The sequence below is a fragment of the Amycolatopsis sp. NPDC051102 genome, from assembly GCF_040682815.1.
Lineage (GTDB): Bacteria > Actinomycetota > Actinomycetes > Mycobacteriales > Pseudonocardiaceae > Amycolatopsis.
Window position 1 is genome coordinate 63,712 of the sequence record NZ_JBFBBT010000023.1, and the last position, 26,048, is coordinate 89,759.

A 26,048-nucleotide genomic window follows, 5' to 3' on the forward strand; every position below is an offset into this window, starting at 1 on the left:
GATGGCCAGCAGTCCGCGTGCCGCCGCTGGCGTCAGCTCCGGCAATCCTGCAGGTAGGATAACCCGGATCGGTCGATTCTCGGAGTGAGTGGCGCTCATGATCGACCTTCCTGCCCGGTCGATTCGCCGCCTGCCCTTGCACGGTCGATTGCACTCCTGATTTCAGCCGTCCGGTACCCGCGGACCTGCCGGGTCTCGCCGTCTTCGCTGGTAACGCGGTCTCGTGTCGGTCGGCATCCCACCTCGGCCATCTGCTGCGCGAATGTCCGGGAGTCGACCTCCAGGACGTCCAGCAACTCGGCTGTGGGCACAAAGTCTCGGCCGTCCGGCCCGAGATCGTCTCCCAAGCACTCAACCAGCGACGCGAGCACCTCGGGCAGCTCATCGGCCGACTGTGCCGCGTGACCTGCACCGATTGCCTTGACCGCGGCCGCGTGGTCGAGCACCGGCATGGTGTCCTGCCCGGCCGCGTGCCCGGTGAGCGTCCCGGCTGCCTCGCGCAGCGTCCGGCCCTGCTCGCAGATGGTCCGCCAGTCCTCATTCGGCATGTAGTACGTCCGAACCGTCATGGCCAGCACATCGGCGCCGGCCGACGTGTCGCCGTCCGGTCGCAGGATGCCCACGCCCTTGTGCGAGGGCAGCAGCCGGCTGGAGTCGAATCCGCGCGTGTTCATCTGCTCGCCGAGCACGATGTTGGAGTCGCGCCAGTCCATCACGCGCAGCGCGAACCGCGACCCAAGCACCGCCCGCAACCCGGACGGGATCGTTTTCGAGTCCGGCCGCTGCGTCGCCAGAACGAGCACGATCCCAGCGGCCGGTCCCTTCTTCGCCAGCCAAGTCAACAGCTCGCCGACGTACTCGCCCGCAGTGAGCTTCTTGCCCTGCACGTCGACGGGCGTGCGATCCTCCAGAGGAACCTGAACCTCATCGATGAAGATCGCGGTGATCGGCATGTTCAGTGCCTTGTCGCGGGACATCTCCGGCGTCACCTTCGACTCCGGGCACGTCAGGTCGTCCAGGTCGCGCATCCGCCGAAACCGCGATTGGACCTCGCCGACCAGCTCAATCAGCCAGTCCACGAGCGCCAGGACGTGTTCGGGTTCGTCGCCGGACATGAACCGATGCGCCACCAAGCCGGCCGCGTCCCAGTCCTTCCCGGCCTTAAAGTCCGCCACGTACAGCCGCACCCACGCGTCCAAGATGAGCCCGGCCGCCGCGAGCCGGGCGGCGAAGGTCTTGCCCTGCCGGGGGATGGCACCGACCAGCAAGGACGTCCACACCAGCGGCAGGTCAATCCGCCGGTCCCGCGCATCCCGTCCGAACGGGATCGGCCGCCACGCATCCCACTGCGCCACGCCGAGCAGCGGCGTCCGCAACGGCGGAGAGGCATACGGGTCCTCGTCCGCCACCCACATCGACACCCGCCCAGCGTGTCCACCGTTCCCGCGGACCCGTTCGACGATCAACTGGACCTCATCGACGGCGAGCGCCGACGCGAGTGCATCCCGGTTCTTCACCACGTCGGCCGCCTTGCGCGTGGCCGGAAGGTCGACGGTGACCGCCCAGCCGTCACCGACACGCGTCGCGCGCTCGACGAGCCGCAACGCCTCGTCCTTGCCGATCAGCTTCGCGTCCCGGAACGCGTCCACCAGTACCTGCGGGTCCATGGTCCAGGTCAGCGTCCGCGGCCCGGCAAGCGCCGGCTTTCTGCCAGGACTGCCGTCCTTCTTGCGCCCGAGAATCGCGAGCGCTACGGAGGCGGCGGCCCCGCCAATCCACAGAGGATCGCTGCCATACACGAGGTCGACGAGAGCGACCGCCACGGCCGCCACGACCAGGGCAGCGCCGGTCACCTTCCAACGGAACAGCGTGAGCGCCCGAATCTCCGTGAACTTGTCGGCGAGCTTCTCCGACTCTTCGGCCGCCGTCCGGTAGTCCCGGACGGTGACCCACCCACGCCACCACCGCACCCCGACGACCAGCCCGCGAACAACCGCGCCGACGTACCGCCACGGCGACTTCACCAGCCCAACAACGGCATCCTTGCCTGCTTGGACGGCCTGCGGCTTGCTCTTCAGCCACAGCGGCACACGCGGCGAGTGCCGCCACCACCGGACGAAGCGGTTCGTCTTAGGCTCCCGCCGACGCGGTTGAGGCAACGTGTCGTCGACCAGTTCGCCGTCGAACACGGGATCAGCTTTGATCGGCAGTGAGTCAGCCATTGCCCACCTCCGACCGCAGCGCCCGCGCCAGCCGGGGCGACAAGCCCCGCGAGCAGCCGGTAGCCCGCCGCACCCACGCGGGCGTGATCTCGACGTCCGGCGTCCAGCTCTCCCGAGCGATAGCGAGGTAATCGGCGAACAGCACGCGCCGTCCGCCCGTCTCCTGCTGAGCGGGTCGCCGTTCAGCTGCGACCAACACGGCATCGGTGAGCTTGTCCCGCAGGTCGGTGATCGCCTCGACGGCGACGAACACGACGAGCGGCGGCACCGAATGCAGCACGATGGCGGCGGCCTCCCCGGCCGCGAACGACGTCCAGGTGTTCATGACGTAGGTGGCTGCGAGCGTGAACCACTTCGCCCGTCGCACCCAGACGCCGGTCCGGACCTGGTACCGCGCGGTGACCTGCTCGGCCCGCAGGATCGCCAGCAGAACGAGAGAGACAGTCGGGTCCAGCACCCATGCGGCCAGCCACGGCAGCGACCCCGGCCGCGTCCCGGCCGACGCGAAGCCCTGGACGTTCGTCATCGTGAAGGCGAGCCCGAGCACAATCCCGGACCAGCACATCCAGTCGACTTGCCGCCGCACCCGCTCGATCCGCAGCGCTACGACGTCCGGATCGGTCTGGTAGGCGCGCACCTCCGCAGCTTCGGCTGCGTCCTGCGCAAGCCGTTGCGCCCGGTTCATCGCCGACCACCCCGCTTCGAGGTGTCGACGGTGGTCACCGTCATGGCCCTGGTGAGCGCATAGGACGTGAACAGCGCCGGCAACCCGAGCACGGCGAGCAGCAGCCACGGGCTACCCGGGTGAGCGATTACCACCCACTGAACAGCGACGATCAGCCCGGCGTTGAACAGCACTCGCCCGGCCAGCGACACGAGCCGCGCACCACTCCGAGCAGCTTCGGCGGCGGCCTTCGCCCGGCGGGAACCAGCTCGCCAGACCCAGAACAGCACAAGCAGCACGCCAACACCGGCGAGAATCTGCGTGGGCGTCACGGTGAGTCCGTTCATCGCGCACCCCGATCGGTCCGCTCTCCGCGCCGCAGCCAGAGCGGATGTAGCTCGCGCCGGTCGTCGTCGGTCATCCCGCCCCATACGCCGACCGTGTCGACACCGGCAGTCCGCAACTCCAGCTCCAGGCACTCGTCCCGGACGGGGCACCCGCCGCACAGCCGCTCGGTCAGCTCGCCGTCGCTGCTCGCGTCGGGTGGCCCGTCGTCCGGCGGGGGCCACATGCAGACTCCCTCGCTGGTCACGACGTTGGTCAGGATCTCGGTCGGGACCCAGCGCAGCCGGTCCAGCCGCCAGGCGATGCCGATCAGGCGAAGGTCGTCGGCGCTCATACGGCACCTCCGGCCTGACGCGAACCCAGCAGGCGGGCCAGCTCGGTCGATGACACACGGAGCCCGGAACGACAGCGGGTGGCGCGCAGCTCGCGCGTCCGGATCGCCTGGCTCACCGCAGCGCGGGACACGCCGAGGAGCCAGGCCGCTTCTCGAATGGTGTGAAAGGTGATTTGCGAGTTCATGAGAAAGACCAATCTGATGATTTCAAGACTATGGTGTTGATTTCAGCTCTTCGACGGGCGGGTTTATCCGACGCGCCGTCGGCGAAGCGCTAGGCGGCGTGGTGAAAGCGCGAAGTACCGCTAATCTCGGCGCTGAGGCGGAGCGCGGAGGAATACGTGACGGAGGACTGGGCGGCAGTCGCCAAGGCGATCAACATGCGCGTGAACGAACTCGGCTGGCGACAACGCGAGTTGGCCGAGCGATCGCACGTGTCGCAGGCGATCGTGCGCGAGCTCCAGCACCACACGGTCGAACGTCGCCGGAGCGCGCGCACGCTCGAAGCGCTGTCGACGACGCTGGGCTGGCACCCGCAGCACCTGTTGGCCGTGCTGCAAAGCCGCACACCGCCACACCCAGACGAGCCGGCCGACGACGGCCACGAGCTGTGGTCCCGGTTGGACGCGCTGGAACAGCGCCTGGCCGAGATCACCGACCGGCTGGAGGACGTCCAAACGAGCCTCGCGACCGTGGTCGAGCACGTGAAGCCGAAGCGTTAGCGGAGTGCGATTCGGGCTGGTGAACCAGGTGATTTCCATACCTAGAATTCAAGGCCGAAACGATGTCCGATCCCATGCACAACCAGTGCAGAAGCACTGCGCAACCACTGCACATCCGCTGCACAAGAGTGCTTTGGGGCTGCAATGAGCGGGATAGGCGGCTGGACCGGACGGTCAGCGTCGGCGCTGCAATCGGCGTTGCGGCTGAGCAATGAGAAATTCGCCGAAAAGCTCGGAATCGGGGCGCGCACGGTCGCGTCCTGGCATCAGAAGCCGGACCTTCGCCCGCAATCGGAGATGCAGCAGGTTCTCGATACCGCGTATGAGCGGGCGTCGGACGCCGAGCGTGCCCGCTTCGCCGAGCTGACCGGCGACGGGCCGGCCGTCCACACCAGGCCGGACACGAAGGAAGCCGACCGGCGACTTGCTGCGGACCCCCACATCGGCGCAGCTCTCGAATGGCTCGACCAGCACGCCTACCGAAGCCCCGGCGCCGCACGCCGCGCCGTAGCCGAGCAGGCCGCACGCGTCGACGCGCAGGAGGCGTACGCCCGGGCCACGCGCCGCGCGTGGGTTGACCAGCGCGCCGTGACCGACGCACTCGCCGAGTACTACGGCCGCCGCCACAGTGACTACGGCTTGTACGCCGGAAGCTGCGGTGACCAGGCCGTGAACACCAGCATTCTGACCTGCGCTGATTGGCTCGATCTGGCTTGCGAGCTACGCCCGCCGCACGACGGGCTCACGATCGCGAGCGCCCGGCCAGACCCGCGGGAAGTGCTCGACGAGCACGCGGCGAGTGCAGCGGTTAACCGGCTGGCCGAGACGGTGGCCATGAACACGCGGCTCATGAACGCGCCGCTCTACCGGCTGCTGAGCACGGACATCCGTGAACGCCACCTCGGCGGCACGTTCGGCGTGGACCACTTCGTCCACTACGCCCTGACGATGGACCTGCTCGAAGGCGAGTTGCTCGACGCGCTCGCAGTCGGCGACACGACGTCACTGCCCCTGCGTGATCGCTACCTCCCGGACGTCGGCGCCGTCCTGGACGTCGGCGGCCGACTCTGCGCAGGCGGCGCTTTGGCCCTGGCAGCCATCGCTCGGCCAGCCGACCCTTACCGCGGCGAAGCCGACTACGTGCTCTTGGTCCAGGAGCGTTCCGGACACGTACTCAACGCCACGCGTCGGCTCGCCGTTATCCCGAAGGGCTTCCACCAGCCGCTCACGGACGTCCGGCGAGAGACACAGATCGGCGCCACCCTGCGGCGAGAGATGGAAGAGGAGCTATTCGGCCGGCCAGACGCGGACAACACCGTCGCCGACACGCTGACCGCGGACCCGATGCACCCGACCAGGCTCACGGAGCCGATGCGCTGGCTCCTCGCCGAGCCCGGCCGCCTGCGGATGGAGTGCACCGGGTTCGGCCTGAATCTCGTGAGCGGCAACTACGAGTTCGCAAGTCTGATCGTCATCGACGACGAAGAATTCTGGACACGCTACGGCGGAGTGGTCGAAGCAAACTGGGAATCCGCGACTCTTCGTCAGTATTCGACTACCGATGCGGAACTCGTCACCGAGTTGTTGGGTGATGTAGCGTGGAGCAACGAAGGACTGTTCGCCATGACGCAAGGGCTTCGACGCCTTGCGGAAATCGGCGGAGAGCGTGTGAAACTGCCCGCGATCGAATGGGAGATAGGCCAGTGAGCGACGGTTGGACCGCCGGCAACGCCAACGAAGACGCGGCCGACACGCGCGGCTGGTTGGTCGGCCACTTCATTGACCCGTCGCAGGGCGTCCGCGCCTCGAAGGACGTCGAAGTCAAGTGGGCAAACCATCCCGCGGGCGACAAGCGTCCCGAGTGGACGTCCGACGACCAGCGAACGACGCTGGTGATGCTGATCTCCGGTGAGTTCCGCGTAGAGGTCACCGGCGGCGGCAAGATTATGACGCGTCAGGGTGACTACGTAATGTGGGGACCGGGCATCGACCATTCTTGGGAAGCATTGGCGGATTCGGTCGTCCTGACCGTTCGCTGGCCCTCAGCAACTTAATTCGACGGCGGGTATCTTCACCCGATCACCGCCGATCTCGGCGAGCCGACGTAACCCCTGGAGAAACGCGAACAGTCCTTCGTTGCTCCAGTTTTCGTCACTGATCAGTTCTGTGACCAAGTCGCCGTCGAGCGTCGAATACTGCTGCAGGCCGGCTGCCTCCCAGTTCGCCTCCACGTCGCCACCGAACCGCGGCCAGAACTCCTCATCCTCGATCACGACCAGGCTGGCAAACTCGTAGTTCCCGCTGACCAGGTTGAGCCCGAACCCGGTGCACTCCATCCGCAGCCGGCCGGGCTGCTCGGTCAGCCACCGCATCGGAGCGGAAAGCCTGGTCGGGTGCATGGGATCAGCGACCCTGAGATCTCCGGCGGACCGGTCGACGTCGGTCCTGCCGAACAGCTCCTCCTCAAGCTCACGGCGCAGGGTGACGCCGATCCGGGCGTCCGCTCGCCGGTCCGCGAGCGGCCCATGGAAGCTCTTCGGGATCACCGACAACCGATCGGCCGTGTTCACAACCTGCGCGGACCTCTTCTGAATCAACAGCACAAAGTCGGCGTCACCACGGAACGGGTCCGCTGGCCGCGCAATCGCCGTCAACGCCAGCACCCCACCCGCACAGAGGCGGCCAGGCAGATCGAGCACCGCGGACACGCCAGGCAGCTGGCGGTCCCGGAGCGGCATGTGCCCCGGACGCGCGGTCCGACCGTTCGCCAAGTGCTCGGTCAACTCACGTTCCAGCAGGTCGACGCCAAGCGCGTACTCGACGAACGACGCGATCCCGACCCTCGTCCGTAGTGCCCCGGGCCGCGGGTCGACCTCGAGGAGCCGGTACAGGGGAACGTCGGTGATCCGGATGCCGGACGCCGCTGCGTCCGCAAGGCGCTGCACCGCAGCTCGCTGGTCAACCACCGCCGGCGGCCGCGCGCCGCCACCCTCAAAGGTGGTCTGTTCGCCCGTGGCCGTCAGCGAGCAGGCGAGATCCAGCCAAGCCGGGCGCGTAAGGACGCTGGTGGTCACCTCCACCTGACCGCAGCGCGCGACGTAGGGCCGGTGGTCGCTGGTCGGCGGGCCGTAGTAGTCAGCCAGGCCATCCGCGACGACGCTTCGCGGCGGATTCGGCCGGTGCCGAGTTGGGGCGGCTGCGCTCGCGTACACCTGTTCACGGGCTCGCCCCAGCGGCCACCCGGCGTGCCGATCAAGCCACGTGAACACCGGCTCGAACGAGTCGCCCGGGCTGAACTCCCGCGTGACAACGCTCGGGCCGATCAGGGTCTGCAACTCGTCTCGTGAACGACCGAGCACGCTCGCGAGCTTCGGCCAGAGATAGGGGAGTGGCACGTAGTCGCCCGCCTCCCAGCGAGCAACGGTCGACCGGTCGACATGCAGCACGTCCGCCAGACCCTCTTGAGTGAAGCCGGCGACCTTACGAGCTGAGATCAGCCGATCGCGACGTCGCCCTATGGGCATGACCAACCTCCAACCCTGCGTGACCAGATCAATGTAGCAGCAGTAACTGCAGCTCAGACCGACTAGTGCGACCTACACGCCACACAACTGCCGCACCGCTGCTCTGGTCGTCGAATCTGACTCCCGTTTGACTGATTTCATCAGTCGCGAGGTCGAAGGGAGGGGACGTGACAGGCACTAGCTGCAGGTCGGTGCACTCAGCGCTCTACATCAGCTGGTACCGGTGCGTGCTCGACGGCCTGACGCACGCGGTCACGGACGACGAGTTCCTGCGCGGCATCCGCCTCAAGGAAGGCCGTTACCACTCTCTCTGCGGCCACGAGGTGCTGATTCACTCCTGCCTGGCACCGGCCGACCGTTCATGTCCGACGTGTCGTGAACTCGTGAACGCCTCCGCGCGCGTCGCGGTGAGGCGACGATGACGCCGATCTCGCCCGCTTCGCGTACGGACCTCGACGCGCTGTTGCTGCAGCCGGTCCGCCTGTTCATCGCCTGCCTGCTGGCCGACACCAGTTGGCGTTCGCAACTGGCCGTCCAGCAGGCTCTGGGGCTCCCCACGCCCGACCTGGAACTGCACATCGAGTTCCTGCGCGCGGCTGGCTACCTCCGGTGCCGCGCCGAACCCCGCGAACTCCGCCTTACCCTGCTGGGCCTGGACCGGCTGCTAGAGCACATCGGCGCGCTAAAGACGGTCGCGGCAACAGCCGGCGCCCTGGTCGCGGAGGTCCGAGCTGTGCTCCCCAGCGAGAGTCCGCCATGACAACTGGCCATCCGACAACCAGACCGTTCTAACCGCAGCTCACGTGCACGCACCTGCTGCGAACAGCCCTCAGCAAGGATCTGAAATGCCCAAGCCGGTCATTTGTTCGCCCGCGACCGTTGCCGTCAGCAGCAGTTTGCGAGATGCCCGCGAGCGCCGACGAATCGGCTTGCGGAGGCTGGCCGACAAGATCGGTGTTCGTCCCGCGACTCTCTCGGCGTGGGAGCTGGGCATCAGAGTGGCGCCGGCGACGGCCGTGGCCTGGATCCTCGGATACCTCCGGGTCGAGTCGGCTGAGTACGACCGCGTGATGACGCTCGCCTCGCACGCTGGCGACGCGAACCTCGTCGACTCGTCTGACGCGCAGCTAGGGCACCTGCTGTGGACGTACGAACAGCTCTCCAGCTGCGTCGTGGAGTGGGCACCGTCGGGCATTCCCGAGCTTCTCCAGACGCGGGCGTATGCCAAACGAGTGCTCGACAAGGCCGTCGTAGAGGACGACCGCAGGGACATGGAGCAGCTGAGCCGCCAAGTCCGCCAGCAGGCACTGGATCGAGGGGGCCGGCGCTACCTGTTCCTTATCGGTGACCAGGCACTACGGGGCATGGACGACCTGCATAACGAGCAGATTGAGCACCTTCACGCAGCGGCGCAGCTCAAGCATGTGACCGTCCGGATCGTGCCGTCAACGGAGACCGCGCTGAAGTCGATCGGCGCCTTCACACTCTTCGAGGATCGATCCGATCCGATCGCCGTAATGCTCAGGCACCACCACTGCAACACCTACCTGACCGACCGAAAGATGCTGAGCCGCTACCGCGACACGGCAAGTGCCCTGCTGCGGCGCGCGTCGGACGAGCCGGCGAGCACGTCCGCCTTGAGCGCACCTGCGCTGATTCGAGCCACCCCGTGACAGCGGCAATCTACATCGACCCGCTTACGATCCTCCCGGTAATCGAAGGCGAGTGGCATCGAGCCCACTTGACGAAGATCCCGGCACCCGGGCAGGTCATCACGATGCTCTGCGGAGCCTCCGGCGCCGCGGTGTTCGAGCTGGCCGACGAGCGCCGACGACACCAGATCCCACGGCAGTGCGAGCGCTGTGACGTCATCTATCGACGGCAGCGCGGCATCCCTCTTCGACAGAATCGGGCCGGTCGTCCGTAATGGGTTGACCGCACTCTGCGGCGAGACGTTCGCCCGGCGAAGCCGACCTTCGACCGCCGGATGTGAACGGTTACGTGCGCCGACTTGAATCCTTTGCTGCCAGGCCCATGCGTGACGGCTGTGACGAGCCCGATCGCACCCGTCACAGCCGTCACGTGCAACGTCTGCGCAGGTCAACATGCCTTCGCGGCTGTCGCAGCGAGTGAGACGGCCCGCAGCAAGCCGTGACAGCCAATCACACGGGGTTTCTCCTGCGCGAATCACTCTGCAGGAGGGGACACTACCGTACACTCTGCGGCCGCGAAGTGCCGTTCCACTCCTGCTTGATGGCTCCCGGCCGTCGCTGCGCAGCGTGCAATACGCTGGTCCAACTCAGCGTCGCCCCGCCGCCGACCGAGCGCACGTACCGCAGCAATCCGTCACGCTGGTGCCGGCTCTTCGGGCCGCCACTAGTCTCGTCCGCCCTGCCACCGCGCCTGCCTCAACGCGTGCGGCCCATTTCCGAGCAGGGCCGCCGGGCCAGCACGTCGGCGAGACGGGTCGCACCCCGACCGCGCCCGCTCTCGCCCACTACCACGTCCAGTACAACTGTGCTACCGACTTGCAGAACGTGCCACCTCCGATAGATGGCACGGTCAGTTAACCCCGTCGCCTAGTCCATAGGTTCTCCATCTCGCTGGAGAAGTGGAACCGCAGCGGCCAGCCAACTGCTGTGGAAGATATGGAGCACGACGCGCTTGGGCGACTGAACGGCGAAGTCTGCTGCGGATCGAACGTCGTGCAAGATGATTCACGTGACATCCACGTGCTAAACGTGACGGATGATTGCAGAGCATGATGCTCCGGGCCTACCCACTCGGGGACAGTCGTGACGACCTTTGGGGGACTGGCTGTAGCTGTCACCTCCAGCCTGTGGAGGTCAACGCCTACCTGCCACCGTCACAGACCGGGCACCGGGGCGATTGGCGACTGTCACCTGTGCCAGTCATGCGGCTGGAGGCGGCAAGCCTTCCAGTACCCTTGATGCATGACCGGTCTAACAGGCGAACTCAAGGCGATCGCGACGGCTGCGCGAGAGCTTGCAGATAGCGAGTCAGAGCTAGACGATACAGCGCTCTCCGAGCTGGAAAAGGCTGTAGAAGTCGTTGCCCGGGCATGGTCAAATTCAAATCTCGGGTATCAGTCGAACGTCTACTACAAAGGGTTCGAGGCTCCGCCTGCTGGTCACGTTTTTAGTCGAGAGTGGGGCTTTCTGGGCACCTTCCACGGCTCGATAGGGGAATGGCGGCCGTATCAAGAATCCGAAGTTATCTCGTTTATAGAAAAGAAGGCGGGAGGCCCAAATCTCGAACCGCTCCAGGCTGCTTCTGCGACACTGCGTTCCCCTGTGCAAACCCTTATTGAGCGCGCGAAGTCGGTCGCTGCGCGGGTACGTCAGCCGCACGATAGTTATCTGACTGAGAACGTCGAAGAGCTAAAGAGTATATCCTTGCCTTCGGTCTCTCAATTGGCGGAGCTGCAAATGAATATATCTGTAGGCCGCTTTGCTGTTCGAGACATGAATGCGCTCGAGGGCGGATGGCAGCCGTCTGGTCACCAGAAGGTTTTAGCCAGCGTGATGTATATTCGTTCTCCTTACAAAGTTGCGAGTCAAATAGCCGACGTGTGTGAAAGGCTGGGCCGTCACTTGGAGGTCGTTAACTCTGCAGACGAAGCGATCTTAGTGCAACTGGGGCGCAATGTCTTCATCGGCCACGGCGGCGCGTCAAGCGAGTATTTAAAGCTCGGAGTTTGGCTCACGGAGCTTGGAATTGAATGGGACGTCTTTGACGGCAAGCCTACGGCTGGGTTGAGCACTAAGGAGCGAATTTCGGAGATGCTCGACAATGCTAATATTGCCTTTCTTTTCATGACGCCGGAAGATGAGATGGCAAACGGCAAAACGCAAGCTCGATCTAACGTGATTCATGAAGTTGGTCTATTTCAAGGCCGTCTTGGATTTACCAAGGCCATAGTCCTTCTGGAAGAAGGTTGTGAAGAATTCTCGAATATCGAAGGGCTGGGGCAGATTCGTTATCCGAGAGGAAACGTAAAAGCGGCATTTGACGAAATTCGTCAGGTCATGCGACGGGAGCGTCTGCTCGACTAGCGTTCGAACGCGCATCGTCCTCTCATGAACAGCCGCCCATTTCTCACTCACAGGTGCGATAATTCGCCAATGGTTTACGGATCGAACGCGCCCAGTGTCGCGATGTCGCGTCCGGTGTAGAATCATTGAGTGATGACTTCAGTATCTGGGAGTGAAAGTGCGTCAGGCGGACGTTCCCACGTGCCCGTGCTCATGGTTCCAGTTGACCAGCTTCGCGCTGAGATAGATGAGCGAATTAAGCGCGGGCACGAGTTGATCGAGCAGCTGATTGGCGATGATGACGAACTGAAAGCTCGTCGATCAGCTTTCAATACTTGGTCGGAGTATAACAAAGCCCTGTTACTTCGGTCGTTCGATTCGGCTTCGCTCTCCGAAGAGTATGGCAATAGGCTTGGAGTTAGGGCCGTTGCTGGGCGACGGGACCTTGAGGCGCGAAAACAGACTCTCATTGACGATATTACCGCTAAGATTCGGAGGCTAAATTCAATCAAGGAACGTCTTGAACTTTTTCCGCTGAGTCATGACGTTGCAATGACTGCTGTGCCGCCTCCGGATAGTTCTGTGATCGGCGAAGATATTTTCGTCGTTCATGGGCACGACAACGAAGCCAAGCATGCTGTTGCGCGGTTTTTGTCTAATCTCGTAAGCCGAGAGCCGTTGATTCTTCATGAACTGGCCGATATGGGAAGAACGATAATTGAGAAGTTTGAGGATCACGCAGCGTCAGCTGCTTACGCTGTAATCATTCTGACCGGAGATGATGTCGGTGGGGAGAAAAATGGAGAGTTGCAACCTCGAGCACGACAAAATGTCGTACTTGAACTTGGATTTTTCTTGGGAAAGCTGGGCAGGGATCGCGTGGCGATCTTGTATGAGCCGGAAGTTGAACTTCCAAGCGACTTGCAAGGAGTTCTATATATAGAGTTGGACAAATCAGGTGGGTGGCGTAATGCGGTTGCGCGCGAGTTGCAGGCGTGCGGCTTACAGGTAGAACTTAGGGCGCTACTAAGCAATTGACCTGTTCTGTCATAGCGCCTTATTCTTAAGGTATCATGAACCATGAGCGTCTTCAAAATCTGGAGTCTTTATGGCAAGTTCAACTGAACTTCTTCGCGAGTTACTCGGAGAGGTGGAGGGTCTGTCAAACCGTAACGATACAGCGCTGGATGCTGTCAGGCGAAAAGCGGAAATGTACATAAGAAATATCTTTGGTGAGACAAGTAAATATCTGACAGACCTTGAGAAAATCGGATTCCATCCGATGGTCTACCCTGCGGACGAGGAGTACCTCCAGTCATCGTGGTCCGGCGGCATAGGAGAGCTCAAGAACTTGATTCAGACCATGCTGACCGAAGTAAAGATATTTGGGAGCGAAAAACCTGACGAAAAGATCGGGGAGGCGAAGGCGCAGTCGCTCAACATGCAAGCCTTTGTTGTTCACGGTCACGATGATGTTTCAAAACTGAAAGTCGCAAGATTTCTGGAACGACTTGACGTCAAGCCGATAATATTACATGAGCAAGCTAATGGCGGCAGAACGATCATCGAAAAGTTCGAAGAGACGTCCTCCGTAGTTGATTTCGCGATAGTTATCCTCTCTGGAGACGATGTTGGATCTCGGCGTGATGAGTCAAATCCGCCACGAAAGCGTGCGCGCCAAAACGTCATATTTGAACTTGGTTATTTTGTTGGTCTACTTGGTAGGAGCCGAGTTGTGGCGTTGCGCGAGGTGGACGTTGAGCTTCCCTCCGACTACTCTGGCGTCATCTATATCGACCTCGATGACGGCGACGCATGGCGACTGAATGTTGCGCGCGAGATGAAATCGGCGGGAATGGTTATTGATATGAACAAGGCCTTGTGAGTGCTGCTTAGTTCCGTAATTTAGAATCGAGGTTTCTCGCGGGCGATTCCAATCCATTTTGCCATCTCATCGCGTTCGATCTTTGTGACCGCTGCAGCGAGCTCTTTATCCCGCGTATTCGCATTGTCATAGGGTGAGCTCGAGGTAAGGTATAGTCGACGTTCAGCCTCGATAGCTTCGCGGGCCTCTGAAAATCGTAAAAAGTTGTCCTGAAAATGAAAAATTGACCGTAGCCCCGTAAGCACAACCACCACGGCTCCGAGAATCGCTGGCGCGATTGTGTTATTGGGGAACAGAGCTGCGCTTACGGGAATTGCGGAGGCGGTAACGAGCATGGCCGTCTCGAAAGTTTTATAACGTTGGCGCGCCTTGATGGCTGCTGCTCGATACCAGGCATAGGAGTCATTGGCCAAATTCAGAGAGTAGCTAGCCTGGTTGGTCGTGTCTTTTCTGGGTGGAGTGGCCACAGTGGCTGTCTTCCTCTCGTCGCTGGCTGGACCTTGATCGACCGTAACCATACCTGGACCTTGATCGACCGTAACCATACACTGGCTGGGGGTGAAGACTTCAAATTGGGATGGTCTGCATTGCTCAATGCCTTTGCCGGGCTGGAGCGAGCTTCTAGGGATAGTGTAACCTTGATCTATGCCTAATGTGACGTTAGTAGCAAATCCGGCCGAGTTTCGGGCGCAACTCGAACGGCAACAGGTCGCGGGAAAAGAGCTTCTTGAGCTGCCGGTCGGGTCAAGTGAAGAGCTCGACAATTTCAAGCAGGCGTACTTTGAGTGGGATGACCTGAATGTTGCGCTTCTGGAGGCTTCCTTTGAGTCCAGTGGCTGGATGACTACGACCCCAGTGAGCGATTACCGAGGTACGGGCATGCCGGTGCTCGATGTCAAAGTCAGTCGAGCCTCCTCTGGGATTGCGCCCGATAGGCTGCCGGCGGTTATCGAAGATATTAAGGCGAAGTGCGGTGTTCTCCGATCGATTCATAATCGAGTGGATGTATATCCGCGCAATAGAGAAGTGCATCCGGAGGAAATTCCAGCATCGGGTCAGGCCATCTTCATTGTCCATGGACACGGACTTCTGGCCCGTGAGCAGGTGCGAAGTTTCTTGCAGAAGGTAACGAGCACCGCAGTGATTGTGCTGGAAGATGAAGCGAACTTAGGGCGCGACATTCTAGGTAAGCTGCTTGACTCTGCAAAGCTCGCCAAGTATGCGGTTGTCCTGCTTACGGCGGATGATGAAGGGCGCAAGATTGGGGAGGGGCAGTGGAATTCGCGTGCCCGCCAGAACGTGGTTCTTGAACTCGGATTATTCCTTGGATTACTTGGTCGTGACAAGGTGGCCGCCTTGTATGAGGAAGGTGTCGAGATTCCGAGCGATTATTCGGGAGTTCTCTATATTAGTTTGGGCGGAGAAGGTTGGAAATTGAAACTTGCCACCGAATTAAAAAATTCGGGCATTGACGTTGATTTGAATCGGGCTATCTGATCAAACCTTGGCGGCAGATAGGAGACGTCAAGTATTGTTGCTCTATTGTTGGGCTTTGACTCGTGAACGTTGGCTTCGTTTGCCCTTGGTTGCTCATCGGAGAATATCTTAGAGGCTAAGCGTTGTTGCTACCGAGCAAGATCGTCCTCGGACACATATTCGTGGCAAGCCTGCCACATCTGACGTATCAGTGCTCGAACGCACTTCAACACGCTGATCAAGAGCCTTCTCGGTTTCGCCGCCCCTCGGTGGGGTGGTCGTCATGACCGGCGCCGTTATCAAGCCGCTGGTCTTCCCGGCCCTTCCTGACGGCGGGCGTCCCACGGGTGCACCGGCTGGTCCGTTAACAGGTCGGCGAACGCTGCCGCTTCCCAGTGTTCCGGTGTCCCGCACGAGCAGCGTTGTGTATGGGCTGGCGGCCGTTGACTGCCGAGGTCGTGTTGCCGATCACGTGATCATTGCCGCCCTTGGCTGGCTGCCCGGCACCCGTCTCGATATTCACGAGTCCCACGGGCTTCTCGTCGTCCGCACTGACGCGCACGGCGTCTTCAGCGTGACCAACCAGGGGCATCTTCGGCTGCCCGCTTCAGTCCGGCACTGCTGCGGCTTGATTCCCGGGGATCGTGTCCTGCTGGCTGCTGATCCCGTGCGTGACGTGCTGATCGTGCACCCTCCGGCCGTGCTCGACGACCTGCTCGCCGCACGCCACGCCGAACTGCTCGGCGGTGATCTCGGATGACCGCGCAGCCATCGGCCGCGAGCGCCGCAGAGCTGGACGCCGCCCGGCTGTTGCTGGCCCGGATGGGCGTCTCGCCCGAAGACCTTCTCGCCATACCCGTCAGCCGTCCGCCTTTGCCGACGTTCGCGGAGTACATCCCGACCGTCTCGGCCGCGGTCACCGATGGCACCCGCCGCGTGTACGGCTCCTACTGGAACCGCATCGCCGAGCACTGGGGCCACCGCCACCTCGACGAGCCGACGCCGTCGGAGATCAAACAGCTGGTCGAGTACGTGAAGGGCAACGTCGTGGCCCGGCGCAACGCCCGCGGCGGACGCTGCGCTGGCGAGCACCTGATCGCCGCGTTGCGCTGCCTGTACCGGCACGCCGAAAACGACAAGCTGATCGACGCGGCCGACAACCCGGCTCGCAAGGTCGCCAAACCTCGCCGCCTCCCGTCGACCCGGCGCGCGGTGGCCGATACCCGGCTGGCCGAGATCAACGAAACCGCGGCAACGACCGGCAACGACCCGGCGCTGGACAGCCTGCTGCTGCGGCTGCACACCGAGACCGCCTGCCGCCGAGGCGGCGCACTCGCGCTCCGGCCCCAGGACCTCGACACCGACCAGTGCCTGATCTTCCTGCGGGAGAAAGGGGAGACGGTTCGCTGGCAGCCGGTCTCGCCGACGCTGATGGCGCACCTGGTCCGTCACGCCGCCGAGCGCGGCGCGCCGTGTGATGACCAACTGCTGCGCTACGCCGACGGCCGGCCGATCACCACCCGCCGCTACGACCACCTCTGGGTCCGGCTCGGCAAGCACCTGCCGTGGGTGGCCACGCAGCAGATCTCTACCCACTGGCTGCGCCACACCACGTTGACCTGGGTGGAACGCAACTTCGGCTACGCCGTCGCCCGCGCCTACGCCGGACACGCCGACTCAACCGGCGACGCCGGAACCACAACCACATACGTGCGGGCCAACCTCCAGGAAGTCGCTGCCGCGCTCGCCGCGCTCACCGGAGAACCGCACCCGCTCGCATGAGGATAGGCAAAGGACGAATCGGTGCGATCGAGAATTCCGAATGTTGCCAGTGACGGCGTTTCCTCAGAAAAGAGAGGCGCAGCTCGAGCCACCGGGAGTGGCTGCGTCTCGCAACGCGTAGCCCCGGCTGGGTGGTCTACCGCCGGGGACGACGCGGCCCGGGTGTCGCCGCCGCCGACTGTCGGTGGTGAGCGTTACCGTGGGTACCAGCCGGAGGGATGTGGATGGGTGACGGATCAGGAGTTGTTCTCGCGCAACTACCTGCGGACGTGGCTGGAAAAGCGGCAGCGCGACGCGCTGGCCGAGGTGCAGCGGGTCAGCGCCGATGAGATCTTGGCGCGGCCGCACGAGCAGGTCGCCGAGGAGATCATCGACCGCTACCTGGTGCCCGAACCCCGCCTGGATCTGGGTGCGATGACTGGTGAGGTCGGCGACCAGCAGGTCGACATCTCCCGCGATCCGATGCGGGTCGTGTCTAACCGGTCCCGGTCGTTCCACGTTCCCGGTAGCCGGATCAGTTTCCGGGTGCCCTACACCGGCCCGGCGGACGTGCTCTATATGCAGGCCAGCACGTACTCGTTCGCCCCGCCGCACGCCAGTGTCACCAACGGGTACGTCAGCGTGTCCCGTGATGTCCCAGCCGACGTCCTCGAGCGTGATCGCGACAGCATCGTCGCCGCGCTGAGGGCCGAGATCATGAAAATCGACACCCACCTCGACTACAGCCGCAGCGATATCGCCGCAGCGAACGAGCAACTGCGCGCTAGCGTGGCACAGGCCGCGCAGGCCCGCCGGGCGAAGGTGCTGGCCGACCGGGACACCGAAGCCATCTTGGGGGTCCCGCTGCACCGAGACCAGGAGGCGGTGAAGACTTACCGAGTCCAGCCCGTGTCTCGGCGGCAGGTAAAGCCGATGCGGCAGGCTCGCCCGCATCAGCCGTTCGCTCCGGAGCCAGCGATCACTGCGGACGACTTCGCGTACATCATCGGCGATATCGTCGCCACCACGCGTATGTTCGAGCGGCTCGCGCTCACCCACGCCGACCAGCGGGAAGAGCGTCTCCGGGACCAGATCCTGACGGCGTTGCACAGCATCTACGGCGCCGCGACCGGGGAGACGTTCAGCAAACGCGGCAAGACCGACATCTACCTGCCCTGGGAGGGCGGGGCGGTGTTCCTCGCCGAGTGCAAGTGGTGGTCGGGGCCGAAGAACTTCGCCGAGCACGACCTGCCGCAGCTGTTAGACCGCTACATCACCTGGCGTGACACACACGCCGCGATGGTGCTGTTCATCCGCAACAAGAACGCCACCGCCGTCATCGCCGACGCCGAAAACATTGTGCGCGGCCATCCCCGCTACTTGCGTGACGCCGCGCCGCTCAACGGCACGCCGGTGTTCGTGCTGCACAAAGACGGCGACCCCGACCGCGAAATCACCCTTGCGCTGGTCACTGTCGCTATCCACGACTGAAACACGGAATGACGGTGAGGAGACCCGTGTCGATGAATGACCGCATCGTGGCCGAAGTTCAGCGGATCAACGAGCACACGCGGGCGATGCTAGCTACGTACCTCGCGTGGGGCCGCAAGATCCGGGTCGGCCAGGTGCAGCAGTGGATGTACAACGAACTGATCGATTTCGCAAACTTCCGGATGGAGACCGCCGACACCTGCCTGCAACTGGTCGACCGGGGCAAGGTCGCCGACGCGCTGGGGCTGTGTCGGTCGCTGCTTGAGAACTATCTGCTGTTCATGCTCATGTGCCGGGGCCGCAAATACTTCCGGCTACAGGACCGCACTGATCTCACCGAAGGCCAGTTCAAAGCCTACGTCGCGGAACAGAAGGAACAGCTGGCCTCGGAGCACCAGGCCGGCACCGCCGCGCGTCTGGCCGTCGACAAGTATCCACGCGCGAAGCGGCACCTCATGCACGTCTTCGAGGGGCTCAAGGATGAAGATGACGCCGAGTTTGTGATCCCGGTTCACTACTTTCACTTCAGCAACTTCCGCCCTGAGGTGATGCGGCTGTGGCAGGGCGACTATTTCGAGTACGTCGCCTACGATCCCGACACCCAACAGGTACTGCGGGAGCACCAACGGGACGCCGCCGTCGTCTACAAGCACTACCTCTCTTACGACGCGCTACTGACCTGCCTGGAACTCAACGAGCTGGCAGACCGCGCCGTCATCGCCCGTATCGAAGCGCACTACACGTTCCTGGGCCAGTTCCTTCACCCCACCAACGATGCTGCCCGCAGCCTGCACGAATCCAGCAACTACCACCACGGCAAACCCGCCATCGGCATGGCCACCCCCTACACGCCAGCGGCGCACCTGCTCACAGCACTGTACGTATGCCACCTCGTTGCGGGCCTTCTGGACGAGATCGTCCACCTGCATGAGAACGCTCCACGGAACTTCATCGCCGAACCAGGAACCGAGGACCTGCGACGTCTCACCGCCGACGTGCCGATCAGGTACGGATATCTGTGGTTCCTCTTCAACGACCCGCCGCTCTACGACAAGTTCGTGCACTGCGTCAGCCACGCCACCGACCACGAACTCGCCGACTACGGCCACTACTCCCACACGCCGAACGACCGCATCATGTTCAACCAGCACATCTACGACCAGCTCACACAAGCCCTCAATGGCTGGAACAACCCCAGAGTCGGAACCTACACCCCACCGATCCCGTAGCTGGTCAGGGGTGTCGCCCGTGGACTGCAGCGGGCGGTTATGACCCGAATTGCGGTCGACAGGCCCACGGTTGGCCCAGTCATGACCCGAGGCAGCAACTCGATCAGGTTGACGGTACAAGGCACACCCACGTCGTCGGCGATGATGAGCCGTCCACGAGACGGGGCGAGCAGGTCGCCGAGCCAGTGGTCCTCAAGCGGGAGGAGTACCTCGATCCTTGTACTCTGCGAAATCAACGCGACTGGGCAGGTTCTGCTTCAGGTGTTCGGCCGACAGTCGCAGGAATAGTTCGACTGCGTCATGGAACGACAGGATCGCCGTGGCGGGCAGCGGCTCGGGTTGGTTGACCTGGTCCATGCTTTGGTCGTAGAGGAAGCGGATGAACGCCAAGCGCCGCATGACGTTCGCGTCGAGCGGTTGAGGCACCGGAGTTCCTGTCTTCTTCACGTGCGTGCGGTTGGAGCTCGCCGGCGACTATACCTAGTTGAGCCGTGCGTCGATGGCTGAGCTGATTAACCTGATGGTGCTCGTCGTCATCGTTCTGGTTGAATTCGAAGATGGTGACCTTGGCATCCGTTGACGGCGGTGAGGATCCGCTGGTTCCGGCGTATCCCTTCAACGAGCCCGGCGAAGACGTCGTGCTGTACGAGGGCCCTTTAGCTGATGACGACGGCCAGGAACTACTCGGTCGCGTGTTGTTGAGGTGTGGCTCGCGGCTCGACGTCGTCTGGCGGCTCGATGAAGTACCACTACGGTGGGAGATGAAAGGGCTGAGCGAACCGGAAGTACGGCTCCGAGTCCACCAAGCTTCGGCACTTCACGATGTGGTGGGCATGCGTCGTCGTCCTGCTGAAGGGTGGGTTAGGAACCAGTCGGTGGGCCTGGATACAACCCTGTTGAAACGAGTACTGCTTCACTGGATGAATCTCCCGGCGATCCACGGCCCGACGCTGCTCCATCGCAACGAAGGCGGTGGTGAGTCGTGGTGGACGGGTCGATGGCGGTTCGAGGTTGGTTCTTGGCAGATCACGCTCGATCGTCGCGAAGACCACGCGCGTGTGTGGGAAATTCTGGGAAGCGAGCACAACTTTGCCGCAACCCACGTGATGGAGATCGGCAGGCTCGATGGCGCGGAGTTCACCGCCACGGACCTCAAGCCGCTCCAGCAAGCCCTGCACTTCGGGATGTCGTTCGCCTTCGGGCGTTGGGTCGGGCCCGCTGCTCCGGTCGGGATCGATTCGAATGGAACGACGGTGTGGCAGCAGTGGGCCCAGGTCTTCTGTGATCCGGGGCGCAGCTACGGTCTCGCGTGGTTGCACTACACGTACACACACGATCTTCTCGATCTTCTGTCCTGCGTGCACTCCGCTTTCGCGGACCCGGATCGGAGCGACACCACCCGGTTTCTGCTGTCGATGGCTATCGAGGTGAACCACGCTGGCCGGGTCGAACAACGCACGATGACCGCGTTCTCGGCTTTGGAGTTGCTGAGCTGGGTAACCCTCAAGCTGAGCGGCGAATTGAGTAAAACCCAGTACGACAAACTTCACACCGATGGACGTATCCGGAGGCTTCTGGAAACGGCGGCCATCGGCGCCGGTATCGACTCGGCTCGGCAGCCCACGCTCGCGCGGTTCGCTGCGATGGAGTCGAATATGGATGCGCCGTTGGACGGACCGGCTGTGATCACGAAGATCCGCAACCGGCTGGTGCATCCGAACGCCCCGCAGGACGAGGTCTACCACTTGGAGGGCCTCGCCGCGGACACGTGGTTCCTCACCCGTCATTACCTCAACCTGCTGATCCTGCACTGGCTCGGCTACAACGGCTCCTACCAGACGGTGCTCGGACCGGGTGGCTGGGCCGGTGATTCGGACCCCGTGCCCTGGGCGGCTGCCCCGATCAAACGCTAGCCGAACGTTCGTCGCAGCGGCAGTGGCCCGGGCTCCGTCCTACCAGTGGGCCGCTCTGCTGCCGGACGGCCCGGTAGCACAGTCGTTCCGTGCCCGGATTGCCATGCGCCGAACCGGGCAACCCTGCGTCCATGCTCGTCAACCGGTCGGCCACCCGCTGCCCCTTGTCGTTCGGGGCTCTTCGTTGCTCAGCCGTTGCCGAGGCGGTGCAGGAACTCGAGCGAAGCCGGCGCGTCGAGGGCCACTCCTCTCAGTTGATCGATGGTCTCGCGATATCGTCCCGCCAAGGGTGGGCTCGTGATGTACAAGTTGCTGTGGTGATGTCGCAGCGCGACGGTTGGTCGGCGTTCTTCGTCTTCGAAGACACTGAACGGGTCGATCAGCCCGCACGGCCCGGCGTCGGCGGGCACAATCCTTATCGCCACAGTATTACGGCTTGCTAGTGATCTCAGGTGATGCAGCTGATCCTGGGGCGCAGGTGGCGAGGCAGGGCCGCCCACTAGAGCCGCTTCGCCAAGGAGGAACAGGTGCTGGTTGTCATGTTCGCCGCTCAGCACGTCCTGTCGGACTCGCCGCTGGAAGACCTCGATATCGATGTCGCTCTCGCCGCTGAGCGTTGCGCGCGTGTAAGTGGAAGTCTGCAGCAGATCGGGAAGAATCCGTGGTGCCCATTGAAGGATTCGCGACCTGCGCTCATACGTCCATAGTAGAGGCTCAGCGGCGGGGTCGACCGGCTCGACGAAGTTACTGTCGTTGCAGTGGCGGACGAGCTCCATGATCCGCTGGTATTCCTCCCGGCTGACTCGGAGAAACCCCAGCATCCATGCTGCGTCGGTTTCGGTAGGAGCCCGGCCGCCAGTTTCCCACTGAGAAAGGTTCTGTGGGTGGAAGCCGAGCTTGGTCGCAAGCTTGCGGAGGCTGATCCTGCGGCTCATCCGCGCCTCGCGCAAGCCGATGCTGGCCGCCAGGAGGGCCGGTGGTCGTGGGCTAGCGGTCAAGATGTCTCCTCAGAGGAATCGTGTCAGGTTCTTCACGGTTCGATGGCGGACGCCGAAGTCCTTCGACGACGCGTTGCATGGTCACCTGGCCGGGGTCTTCCGGAGGCCGACGTGGCAGTGGGCTCGACCGTCGCGCATGCTGGGGGCCCTCGGGCGGCTGAATTCGGGGAAGAACTTCGGTGGGGCGGCTGGCGAGCTCGGCTTCGGCCTGCTCTTGTGCCAATCGCCGCCGGATGCCCTCGACGCTGGTGCTGGGGTCGTCACGGACGCGGCGGTTGTGGCGAGCGTCCGCCACGCATACTGCCGCGATCAGAACCACCGGCACGGCCATGACGACGAGGACGAAGACGCCCCAGCCGTTCACGGCTTCGGCGGCTCTGGCGGGTCCGGAGGCGTGGGAGGGCCGCCCAGCTTGTCACCGTACAGTTCCAGCACTTCGGCGAAAGCGCGGAGCATGCCGGCGACCTCCTGAAAATCGCGATTGGTGAAGGTCTCGGCCTCCACCTCGTTCGCTACGTTCAGCAGGTCGCGGCCGGTGGTGGCAATCCGGTCGGCGAGGGTTGCCGATTCCTTGGGCTCTTGCTCGTTCGCGTGCTCGACCAGGAGCCGCGCCAGCCCTTCGAGCAGCCTGGCGAACTCGCGCTGCTTATCGGCGGGCATCGTCTCGCCCAGGAGTTCGCGCGAGACAAGCGGCACATGCTTCGCCACGCCTGCGAGCGCTCGGACCAGCTGGGGTGTTTGCCCGCTCACGGCTCGGCCCGCTGACGCATTGCCAACACGGAGGCGCCGGTGTCAAGGAACAGGCGTTCACACATGGCGTCCTGCAGCAACGTGTTCAAGGCCAGGTGCCGGAGGCTCGGCACGACCACGTGGTGCGCGCCGACCCGCACCAGTTCGGTCACCAGTTCGTCGAGGGCCTCCCGCGCACCACAGGTGAACTCGTGGAAGAAGCCGACGAAATGCAGCCCGCTGTTCTCGGCGAACCGAACGACGGCTTGTTCCAACCCACGCACCTTGTGGTCCGGTACGTGGGCGGGCACCCGCATGTAGCCGTACGCCAACGGTTGCCCCAACTCGGGAAGCGGCTCGCCTGGCGCAAGCGCACCGGCGGGTGCCGCAAGGGGTTCAGCGTCGAGAATCACCGCGGTCATGGGCGGCCCTTTCTCATGTGGTCGGTGCCGGTGGTCGATCTACCGGCAGCTGGGTTCCTGACCAGCAGAATTGTGTGGTTGACTATCTGAAGTCGAGGAATCACGGGCGGTTGTGAAGAACTGTCAAGGAGAGGGCCATGCCAGGGGACGCGGCGCTGGGTACCGTGTTACGGGACCTGCGGCGGGCTCGGAAACTGACGCTGGCTGCCGTGGCGCGACGGGCCGGGTGTGCCGAATCGCAGCTGTCCTACGTTGAATCGGGCCGGCGTCGGCTGCACCCGTGGCTTGCCGAGCGGCTCGAGTCCATTTATGACACCGGCGGCGTAGTCAAGAGCCTCCTAACCAGCGGAGACGCGGCGTCGTGTACCTCGTCGGGCGTTCGGGTATCCGATGACTACGTGCTGCACGTCCAGGTGCCGGGAGGAGGTGGGTCCGTGCCGATCTCACGTCGCGACCTGCTGGCCAGCCTGGGTATCGGTCTCCTTGCGAGTCCCACGCTGGCCCGGCTCGAGCAGGCGTTGGGCGACGTACGTGCTGATCGGGACTCCCTGGCCGTCCTGACCGAGGCGCTCGACCAGTACCAGGCGGCTGCCCGGATCCTGCCGCCGTCTCGGCTGCTCGACGCCTTGACCTCCCAGGTCGCCGTCCTCGACGGACTGCGTCGCCGGGCCGACTCGACGCTGAGGCGCGGATACTTGGCTCTCCAGGCGCGCTACGCCGAGTCACTCAGCTGGCTCAGCGAAGAAGCTGGCCGAGCCGAAGATGCGCTCTTCTGGACGGACCGGGCGACGCAGTGGGCCCAGAGCAGCGGCTGGACGGCCATGACGGCTTACACCTTCGTCCGCCGCTCGATGATGGCCGTCAGCTTCGCCGGCGACGGCCGCCGCGCCGTCGACCACGCCACTGCGGCCTTCGAGATGCCCGGCGCGCCCGCGCGCATCCGCGGTCTGGCTGCCAAGCAGATGGCTTTCGGACATGCGCTGGCCTGGGAGCCAGACGCGAGCGCCCGGGCCCTGGATCAGACGATGGCGCTCCTGGCCAAGCCGAGCGAGGACGGCCGGGAACTCGGTCAGCGAAGCGTCGTCAGCGACGACCTCTACGCCATTTTCCGCACGACCTGCGACATCTACCTGGGCAAGGGCGAATCGGCGATCACGGTGCTCGAACCACGGCTGGCTACGTTGTCGAACGCGTCGGCCCGGACCGCCACGATCACCCGAGCCAAGCTCGCCCGCGCCTACGCGAATGTGGGGCAGCCGTACGAGGCCGCGCGCTACGCATGGCAGGCGATCGACGAGGCCGCGACCTTGCAGTCGCTTTCGGCCCGCAGTGAGTTGCACCGGGCGGTCCCGGTGCTGCGGCAGTGGCACAAGCGGGGCGAGGTGGCCGACGTGCTGCACCGGCTCCGCGGCGACGCTACGACCGCTTGAGGCGGCGAACCTCCAGCACCGTTTCCTGCGCGGTACCGTCCGGTGCCTGCTCTACCCAGTAGGCGCCAGCCTGCTTCCGGTCGCTGATGGCCGCCACCAGCTCGGTGCCTTCGAAATGGAGTCCGGCACCCGCGTCGGTGGCGTATCCGGCGGGCAGCGTCTCGTCCGCGATGAGCTGCTGGAACTGGTCGCGCCGGTCGGCGTAGTGCACTGCGTTGGAGTACGGCAGCAGCCCAAGGCCGTCGGACACGGCTTCGACCTGACCGAACGAGTCCGTCGTGCCGCCGGTGAACCAGCACAGCGAGCCGGCTGACTCGCCGGCCAGCACCACGCCCGCCTCCCAGCACTCGCGCAGGATTTGGTCCAGTCGATGAGCCCGCCACACGGCGAGCAGGTTGACGAGGCTGCCGCGATCCACCCAGATCACGTCTTGTTCATGCAGGAACGCAGCCACGTCGTCCACGTTGGGCTTGTCGAACAGGGCCAGGTGCGACAGCTCCACAGTTTGATCCGCAAAAGCGGCTTCGAACAGCCGGAGCGTCTCCCGCTGGTCTCCGCCAGCGGTGGCAAGCAGGCACAGTTTCGGCGTCCCGGCAGGACGGGCGAGCTCGACGGCGTAGTCGAACACGGGTCCCGGCTGCCACGGTTCACGGGCGCGGTTAAGGCCCATCGACGTCGCGAGGATGGTCGGCGCGCTGGCGGTCACGTCGTGATCGTGTCATGGGTTTGCGGCTGTGCGCCGCGTGCAGGACTCGGGCTGAGCCGTTCGAACTATTAGCGCACAGTGATGATCATGCTGCGATCGGGTGATAAGTAGCTAGCAGTGCCCACGCGGACACGGAGCGGGC

At 63.7% G+C, this 26,048-nt stretch carries 28 protein-coding genes; 16 read left to right on the forward strand and 12 right to left on the reverse strand.

The window, feature by feature from the left end:
- Positions 1-95: 95 nt before the first annotated feature.
- Genes AB0M93_RS40140 through AB0M93_RS40160 form a run of 5 tightly spaced genes read right to left on the reverse strand, consistent with a single transcriptional unit; the run spans position 96 to position 3,750 of the window.
- Complete coding sequence (locus AB0M93_RS40140; protein WP_364284583.1) at positions 96-2,222, reverse strand: cell division protein FtsK; 2,127 nt, start codon at positions 2,220-2,222, stop codon at positions 96-98.
- Positions 2,215-2,907: a hypothetical protein gene (locus tag AB0M93_RS40145; protein ID WP_364284585.1), complete on the reverse strand. Its 693-nt coding sequence runs from the start codon at positions 2,905-2,907 to the stop codon at positions 2,215-2,217. The genes AB0M93_RS40140 and AB0M93_RS40145 overlap by 8 nt, the downstream gene beginning before the upstream one ends.
- Positions 2,904-3,233 carry a hypothetical protein gene (locus AB0M93_RS40150; protein ID WP_364284588.1) on the reverse strand — a complete coding sequence of 110 codons (330 nt, stop codon included), beginning with the start codon at positions 3,231-3,233 and terminating at the stop codon, positions 2,904-2,906. Before AB0M93_RS40150 ends, AB0M93_RS40145 begins: the two co-directional genes overlap by 4 nt.
- Positions 3,230-3,565: a WhiB family transcriptional regulator gene (locus AB0M93_RS40155; RefSeq protein ID WP_364284591.1), complete on the reverse strand. Its 336-nt coding sequence runs from the start codon at positions 3,563-3,565 to the stop codon at positions 3,230-3,232. Before AB0M93_RS40155 ends, AB0M93_RS40150 begins: the two co-directional genes overlap by 4 nt.
- Complete coding sequence (locus tag AB0M93_RS40160; RefSeq protein ID WP_364284594.1) at positions 3,562-3,750, reverse strand: excisionase family DNA-binding protein; 189 nt, start codon at positions 3,748-3,750, stop codon at positions 3,562-3,564. Before AB0M93_RS40160 ends, AB0M93_RS40155 begins: the two co-directional genes overlap by 4 nt.
- Positions 3,751-3,906: 156 nt before the next feature.
- On the opposite strand from AB0M93_RS40160, the gene AB0M93_RS40165 reads away from it, so the two are divergent.
- From AB0M93_RS40165 to AB0M93_RS40175, 3 genes are all read left to right on the forward strand, one after another.
- Positions 3,907-4,287, forward strand: a complete 381-nt coding sequence (locus tag AB0M93_RS40165; RefSeq protein WP_364284597.1) for a helix-turn-helix transcriptional regulator — start codon at positions 3,907-3,909, stop codon at positions 4,285-4,287.
- A 144-nt stretch (positions 4,288-4,431) separates the two neighbouring features.
- Positions 4,432-5,994 carry a transcriptional regulator gene (locus AB0M93_RS40170; protein ID WP_364284600.1) on the forward strand — a complete coding sequence of 521 codons (1,563 nt, stop codon included), beginning with the start codon at positions 4,432-4,434 and terminating at the stop codon, positions 5,992-5,994.
- Positions 5,991-6,341, forward strand: coding sequence for a signal peptidase I (locus AB0M93_RS40175; protein WP_364284603.1), 351 nt, complete (start codon positions 5,991-5,993; stop codon positions 6,339-6,341). Before AB0M93_RS40170 ends, AB0M93_RS40175 begins: the two co-directional genes overlap by 4 nt.
- On the opposite strand, the gene AB0M93_RS40180 is transcribed toward AB0M93_RS40175, so the two are convergent.
- Entirely contained in the window at positions 6,330-7,811 is a 1,482-nt protein-coding gene (locus AB0M93_RS40180; RefSeq protein WP_364284605.1) for a helix-turn-helix transcriptional regulator, read from the reverse strand. The genes AB0M93_RS40175 and AB0M93_RS40180 overlap by 12 nt on opposite strands.
- Before the next feature lie 227 nt (positions 7,812-8,038).
- On the opposite strand from AB0M93_RS40180, the gene AB0M93_RS40185 reads away from it, so the two are divergent.
- The 6 genes from AB0M93_RS40185 (at position 8,039) to AB0M93_RS40210 (ending at position 13,751) form a co-directional block, all read left to right on the forward strand.
- Entirely contained in the window at positions 8,039-8,233 is a 195-nt protein-coding gene (locus AB0M93_RS40185; protein ID WP_364284607.1) for a hypothetical protein, read from the forward strand.
- The gene (locus AB0M93_RS40190; protein ID WP_364284609.1) at positions 8,230-8,571 is read left to right on the forward strand and encodes a MarR family transcriptional regulator; all 342 of its coding nucleotides are present in this window, start codon (positions 8,230-8,232) and stop codon (positions 8,569-8,571) included. Before AB0M93_RS40185 ends, AB0M93_RS40190 begins: the two co-directional genes overlap by 4 nt.
- A gap of 85 nt (positions 8,572-8,656) precedes the next feature.
- Positions 8,657-9,484: a Scr1 family TA system antitoxin-like transcriptional regulator gene (locus AB0M93_RS40195; protein WP_364284611.1), complete on the forward strand. Its 828-nt coding sequence runs from the start codon at positions 8,657-8,659 to the stop codon at positions 9,482-9,484.
- 1,281 nt (positions 9,485-10,765) lie between these two features.
- Positions 10,766-11,887: a TIR domain-containing protein gene (locus tag AB0M93_RS40200; protein WP_364284613.1), complete on the forward strand. Its 1,122-nt coding sequence runs from the start codon at positions 10,766-10,768 to the stop codon at positions 11,885-11,887.
- Between the two features lie 180 nt (positions 11,888-12,067).
- The gene (locus AB0M93_RS40205; protein WP_364284615.1) at positions 12,068-12,904 is read left to right on the forward strand and encodes a nucleotide-binding protein; all 837 of its coding nucleotides are present in this window, start codon (positions 12,068-12,070) and stop codon (positions 12,902-12,904) included.
- A 70-nt stretch (positions 12,905-12,974) separates the two neighbouring features.
- On the forward strand, positions 12,975-13,751 hold the full coding sequence (locus AB0M93_RS40210) for a nucleotide-binding protein (RefSeq protein WP_364284617.1): 777 nt from the start codon (positions 12,975-12,977) through the stop codon (positions 13,749-13,751).
- A 20-nt stretch (positions 13,752-13,771) separates the two neighbouring features.
- On the opposite strand, the gene AB0M93_RS40215 is transcribed toward AB0M93_RS40210, so the two are convergent.
- Complete coding sequence (locus AB0M93_RS40215; RefSeq protein WP_364284619.1) at positions 13,772-14,269, reverse strand: DUF4231 domain-containing protein; 498 nt, start codon at positions 14,267-14,269, stop codon at positions 13,772-13,774.
- A 127-nt stretch (positions 14,270-14,396) separates the two neighbouring features.
- Here AB0M93_RS40215 and AB0M93_RS40220 point away from each other — a divergent pair, with 127 nt between their 5' ends.
- The 5 genes from AB0M93_RS40220 (at position 14,397) to AB0M93_RS40240 (ending at position 19,708) form a co-directional block, all read left to right on the forward strand.
- Positions 14,397-15,248: a nucleotide-binding protein gene (locus AB0M93_RS40220; protein ID WP_364284621.1), complete on the forward strand. Its 852-nt coding sequence runs from the start codon at positions 14,397-14,399 to the stop codon at positions 15,246-15,248.
- A gap of 262 nt (positions 15,249-15,510) precedes the next feature.
- Positions 15,511-15,987 (forward strand): AbrB/MazE/SpoVT family DNA-binding domain-containing protein, encoded by a 477-nt coding sequence (locus tag AB0M93_RS40225; protein ID WP_364284623.1) that lies wholly within the window; start codon positions 15,511-15,513, stop codon positions 15,985-15,987.
- Complete coding sequence (locus tag AB0M93_RS40230) at positions 15,984-17,009, forward strand: site-specific integrase (protein WP_364284625.1); 1,026 nt, start codon at positions 15,984-15,986, stop codon at positions 17,007-17,009. The genes AB0M93_RS40225 and AB0M93_RS40230 overlap by 4 nt, the downstream gene beginning before the upstream one ends.
- A gap of 228 nt (positions 17,010-17,237) precedes the next feature.
- On the forward strand, positions 17,238-18,479 hold the full coding sequence (locus AB0M93_RS40235) for a hypothetical protein (protein WP_364284627.1): 1,242 nt from the start codon (positions 17,238-17,240) through the stop codon (positions 18,477-18,479).
- A 32-nt stretch (positions 18,480-18,511) separates the two neighbouring features.
- On the forward strand, positions 18,512-19,708 hold the full coding sequence (locus tag AB0M93_RS40240; protein ID WP_364284629.1) for a hypothetical protein: 1,197 nt from the start codon (positions 18,512-18,514) through the stop codon (positions 19,706-19,708).
- 192 nt (positions 19,709-19,900) lie between these two features.
- Here AB0M93_RS40240 and AB0M93_RS40245 read toward each other — a convergent pair whose 3' ends face one another.
- Positions 19,901-20,155: a hypothetical protein gene (locus AB0M93_RS40245; protein ID WP_364284631.1), complete on the reverse strand. Its 255-nt coding sequence runs from the start codon at positions 20,153-20,155 to the stop codon at positions 19,901-19,903.
- Positions 20,156-20,265: 110 nt separating this feature from the next.
- Here AB0M93_RS40245 and AB0M93_RS40250 point away from each other — a divergent pair, with 110 nt between their 5' ends.
- Complete coding sequence (locus AB0M93_RS40250) at positions 20,266-21,621, forward strand: hypothetical protein (protein ID WP_364284633.1); 1,356 nt, start codon at positions 20,266-20,268, stop codon at positions 21,619-21,621.
- A gap of 188 nt (positions 21,622-21,809) precedes the next feature.
- Here AB0M93_RS40250 and AB0M93_RS40255 read toward each other — a convergent pair whose 3' ends face one another.
- The 3 genes from AB0M93_RS40255 to AB0M93_RS40265 all read right to left on the reverse strand — a co-directional run bounded on the left by AB0M93_RS40255 (position 21,810) and on the right by AB0M93_RS40265 (position 23,770).
- Positions 21,810-22,619, reverse strand: a complete 810-nt coding sequence (locus AB0M93_RS40255; RefSeq protein ID WP_364284635.1) for a helix-turn-helix transcriptional regulator — start codon at positions 22,617-22,619, stop codon at positions 21,810-21,812.
- Between the two features lie 360 nt (positions 22,620-22,979).
- Entirely contained in the window at positions 22,980-23,327 is a 348-nt protein-coding gene (locus tag AB0M93_RS40260; RefSeq protein ID WP_364284637.1) for a hypothetical protein, read from the reverse strand.
- Positions 23,328-23,365: 38 nt separating this feature from the next.
- Entirely contained in the window at positions 23,366-23,770 is a 405-nt protein-coding gene (locus AB0M93_RS40265) for a hypothetical protein (protein ID WP_364284638.1), read from the reverse strand.
- Between the two features lie 137 nt (positions 23,771-23,907).
- On the opposite strand from AB0M93_RS40265, the gene AB0M93_RS40270 reads away from it, so the two are divergent.
- On the forward strand, positions 23,908-25,200 hold the full coding sequence (locus AB0M93_RS40270) for a helix-turn-helix transcriptional regulator (RefSeq protein WP_364284640.1): 1,293 nt from the start codon (positions 23,908-23,910) through the stop codon (positions 25,198-25,200).
- Here the strand turns inward: AB0M93_RS40270 and AB0M93_RS40275 are convergent.
- A complete protein-coding gene (locus tag AB0M93_RS40275) occupies positions 25,187-25,906 on the reverse strand; it encodes a peptidase E (RefSeq protein ID WP_364284642.1) in 720 nt (239 codons plus the stop codon). The genes AB0M93_RS40270 and AB0M93_RS40275 overlap by 14 nt on opposite strands.
- Positions 25,907-26,048: the final 142 nt, after the last annotated feature.

What these genes read in the sequence shown, in the direction of transcription:
- AB0M93_RS40160 (WP_364284594.1), bottom strand. Translation starts at nt 3,750, where the DNA reads ATGAACTCGCAAATCACCTTTCACACCATTCGAGAAGCGGCCTGGCTC.
- AB0M93_RS40155 (WP_364284591.1), bottom strand. Translation starts at nt 3,565, where the DNA reads ATGAGCGCCGACGACCTTCGCCTGATCGGCATCGCCTGGCGGCTGGAC.
- AB0M93_RS40250 (WP_364284633.1), top strand. Translation starts at nt 20,266, where the DNA reads ATGGTGACCTTGGCATCCGTTGACGGCGGTGAGGATCCGCTGGTTCCG.
- AB0M93_RS40180 (WP_364284605.1), bottom strand. Translation starts at nt 7,811, where the DNA reads ATGCCCATAGGGCGACGTCGCGATCGGCTGATCTCAGCTCGTAAGGTC.
- AB0M93_RS40225 (WP_364284623.1), top strand. Translation starts at nt 15,511, where the DNA reads ATGACCGGCGCCGTTATCAAGCCGCTGGTCTTCCCGGCCCTTCCTGAC.
- AB0M93_RS40195 (WP_364284611.1), top strand. Translation starts at nt 8,657, where the DNA reads ATGCCCAAGCCGGTCATTTGTTCGCCCGCGACCGTTGCCGTCAGCAGC.
- AB0M93_RS40140 (WP_364284583.1), bottom strand. Translation starts at nt 2,222, where the DNA reads ATGGCTGACTCACTGCCGATCAAAGCTGATCCCGTGTTCGACGGCGAA.
- AB0M93_RS40170 (WP_364284600.1), top strand. Translation starts at nt 4,432, where the DNA reads ATGAGCGGGATAGGCGGCTGGACCGGACGGTCAGCGTCGGCGCTGCAA.
- AB0M93_RS40150 (WP_364284588.1), bottom strand. Translation starts at nt 3,233, where the DNA reads ATGAACGGACTCACCGTGACGCCCACGCAGATTCTCGCCGGTGTTGGC.
- AB0M93_RS40210 (WP_364284617.1), top strand. Translation starts at nt 12,975, where the DNA reads ATGGCAAGTTCAACTGAACTTCTTCGCGAGTTACTCGGAGAGGTGGAG.
- AB0M93_RS40215 (WP_364284619.1), bottom strand. Translation starts at nt 14,269, where the DNA reads ATGGTTACGGTCGATCAAGGTCCAGCCAGCGACGAGAGGAAGACAGCC.
- AB0M93_RS40190 (WP_364284609.1), top strand. Translation starts at nt 8,230, where the DNA reads ATGACGCCGATCTCGCCCGCTTCGCGTACGGACCTCGACGCGCTGTTG.
- AB0M93_RS40240 (WP_364284629.1), top strand. Translation starts at nt 18,512, where the DNA reads ATGAATGACCGCATCGTGGCCGAAGTTCAGCGGATCAACGAGCACACG.
- AB0M93_RS40270 (WP_364284640.1), top strand. Translation starts at nt 23,908, where the DNA reads ATGCCAGGGGACGCGGCGCTGGGTACCGTGTTACGGGACCTGCGGCGG.
- AB0M93_RS40265 (WP_364284638.1), bottom strand. Translation starts at nt 23,770, where the DNA reads ATGACCGCGGTGATTCTCGACGCTGAACCCCTTGCGGCACCCGCCGGT.
- AB0M93_RS40230 (WP_364284625.1), top strand. Translation starts at nt 15,984, where the DNA reads ATGACCGCGCAGCCATCGGCCGCGAGCGCCGCAGAGCTGGACGCCGCC.
- AB0M93_RS40200 (WP_364284613.1), top strand. Translation starts at nt 10,766, where the DNA reads ATGACCGGTCTAACAGGCGAACTCAAGGCGATCGCGACGGCTGCGCGA.
- AB0M93_RS40145 (WP_364284585.1), bottom strand. Translation starts at nt 2,907, where the DNA reads ATGAACCGGGCGCAACGGCTTGCGCAGGACGCAGCCGAAGCTGCGGAG.
- AB0M93_RS40220 (WP_364284621.1), top strand. Translation starts at nt 14,397, where the DNA reads ATGCCTAATGTGACGTTAGTAGCAAATCCGGCCGAGTTTCGGGCGCAA.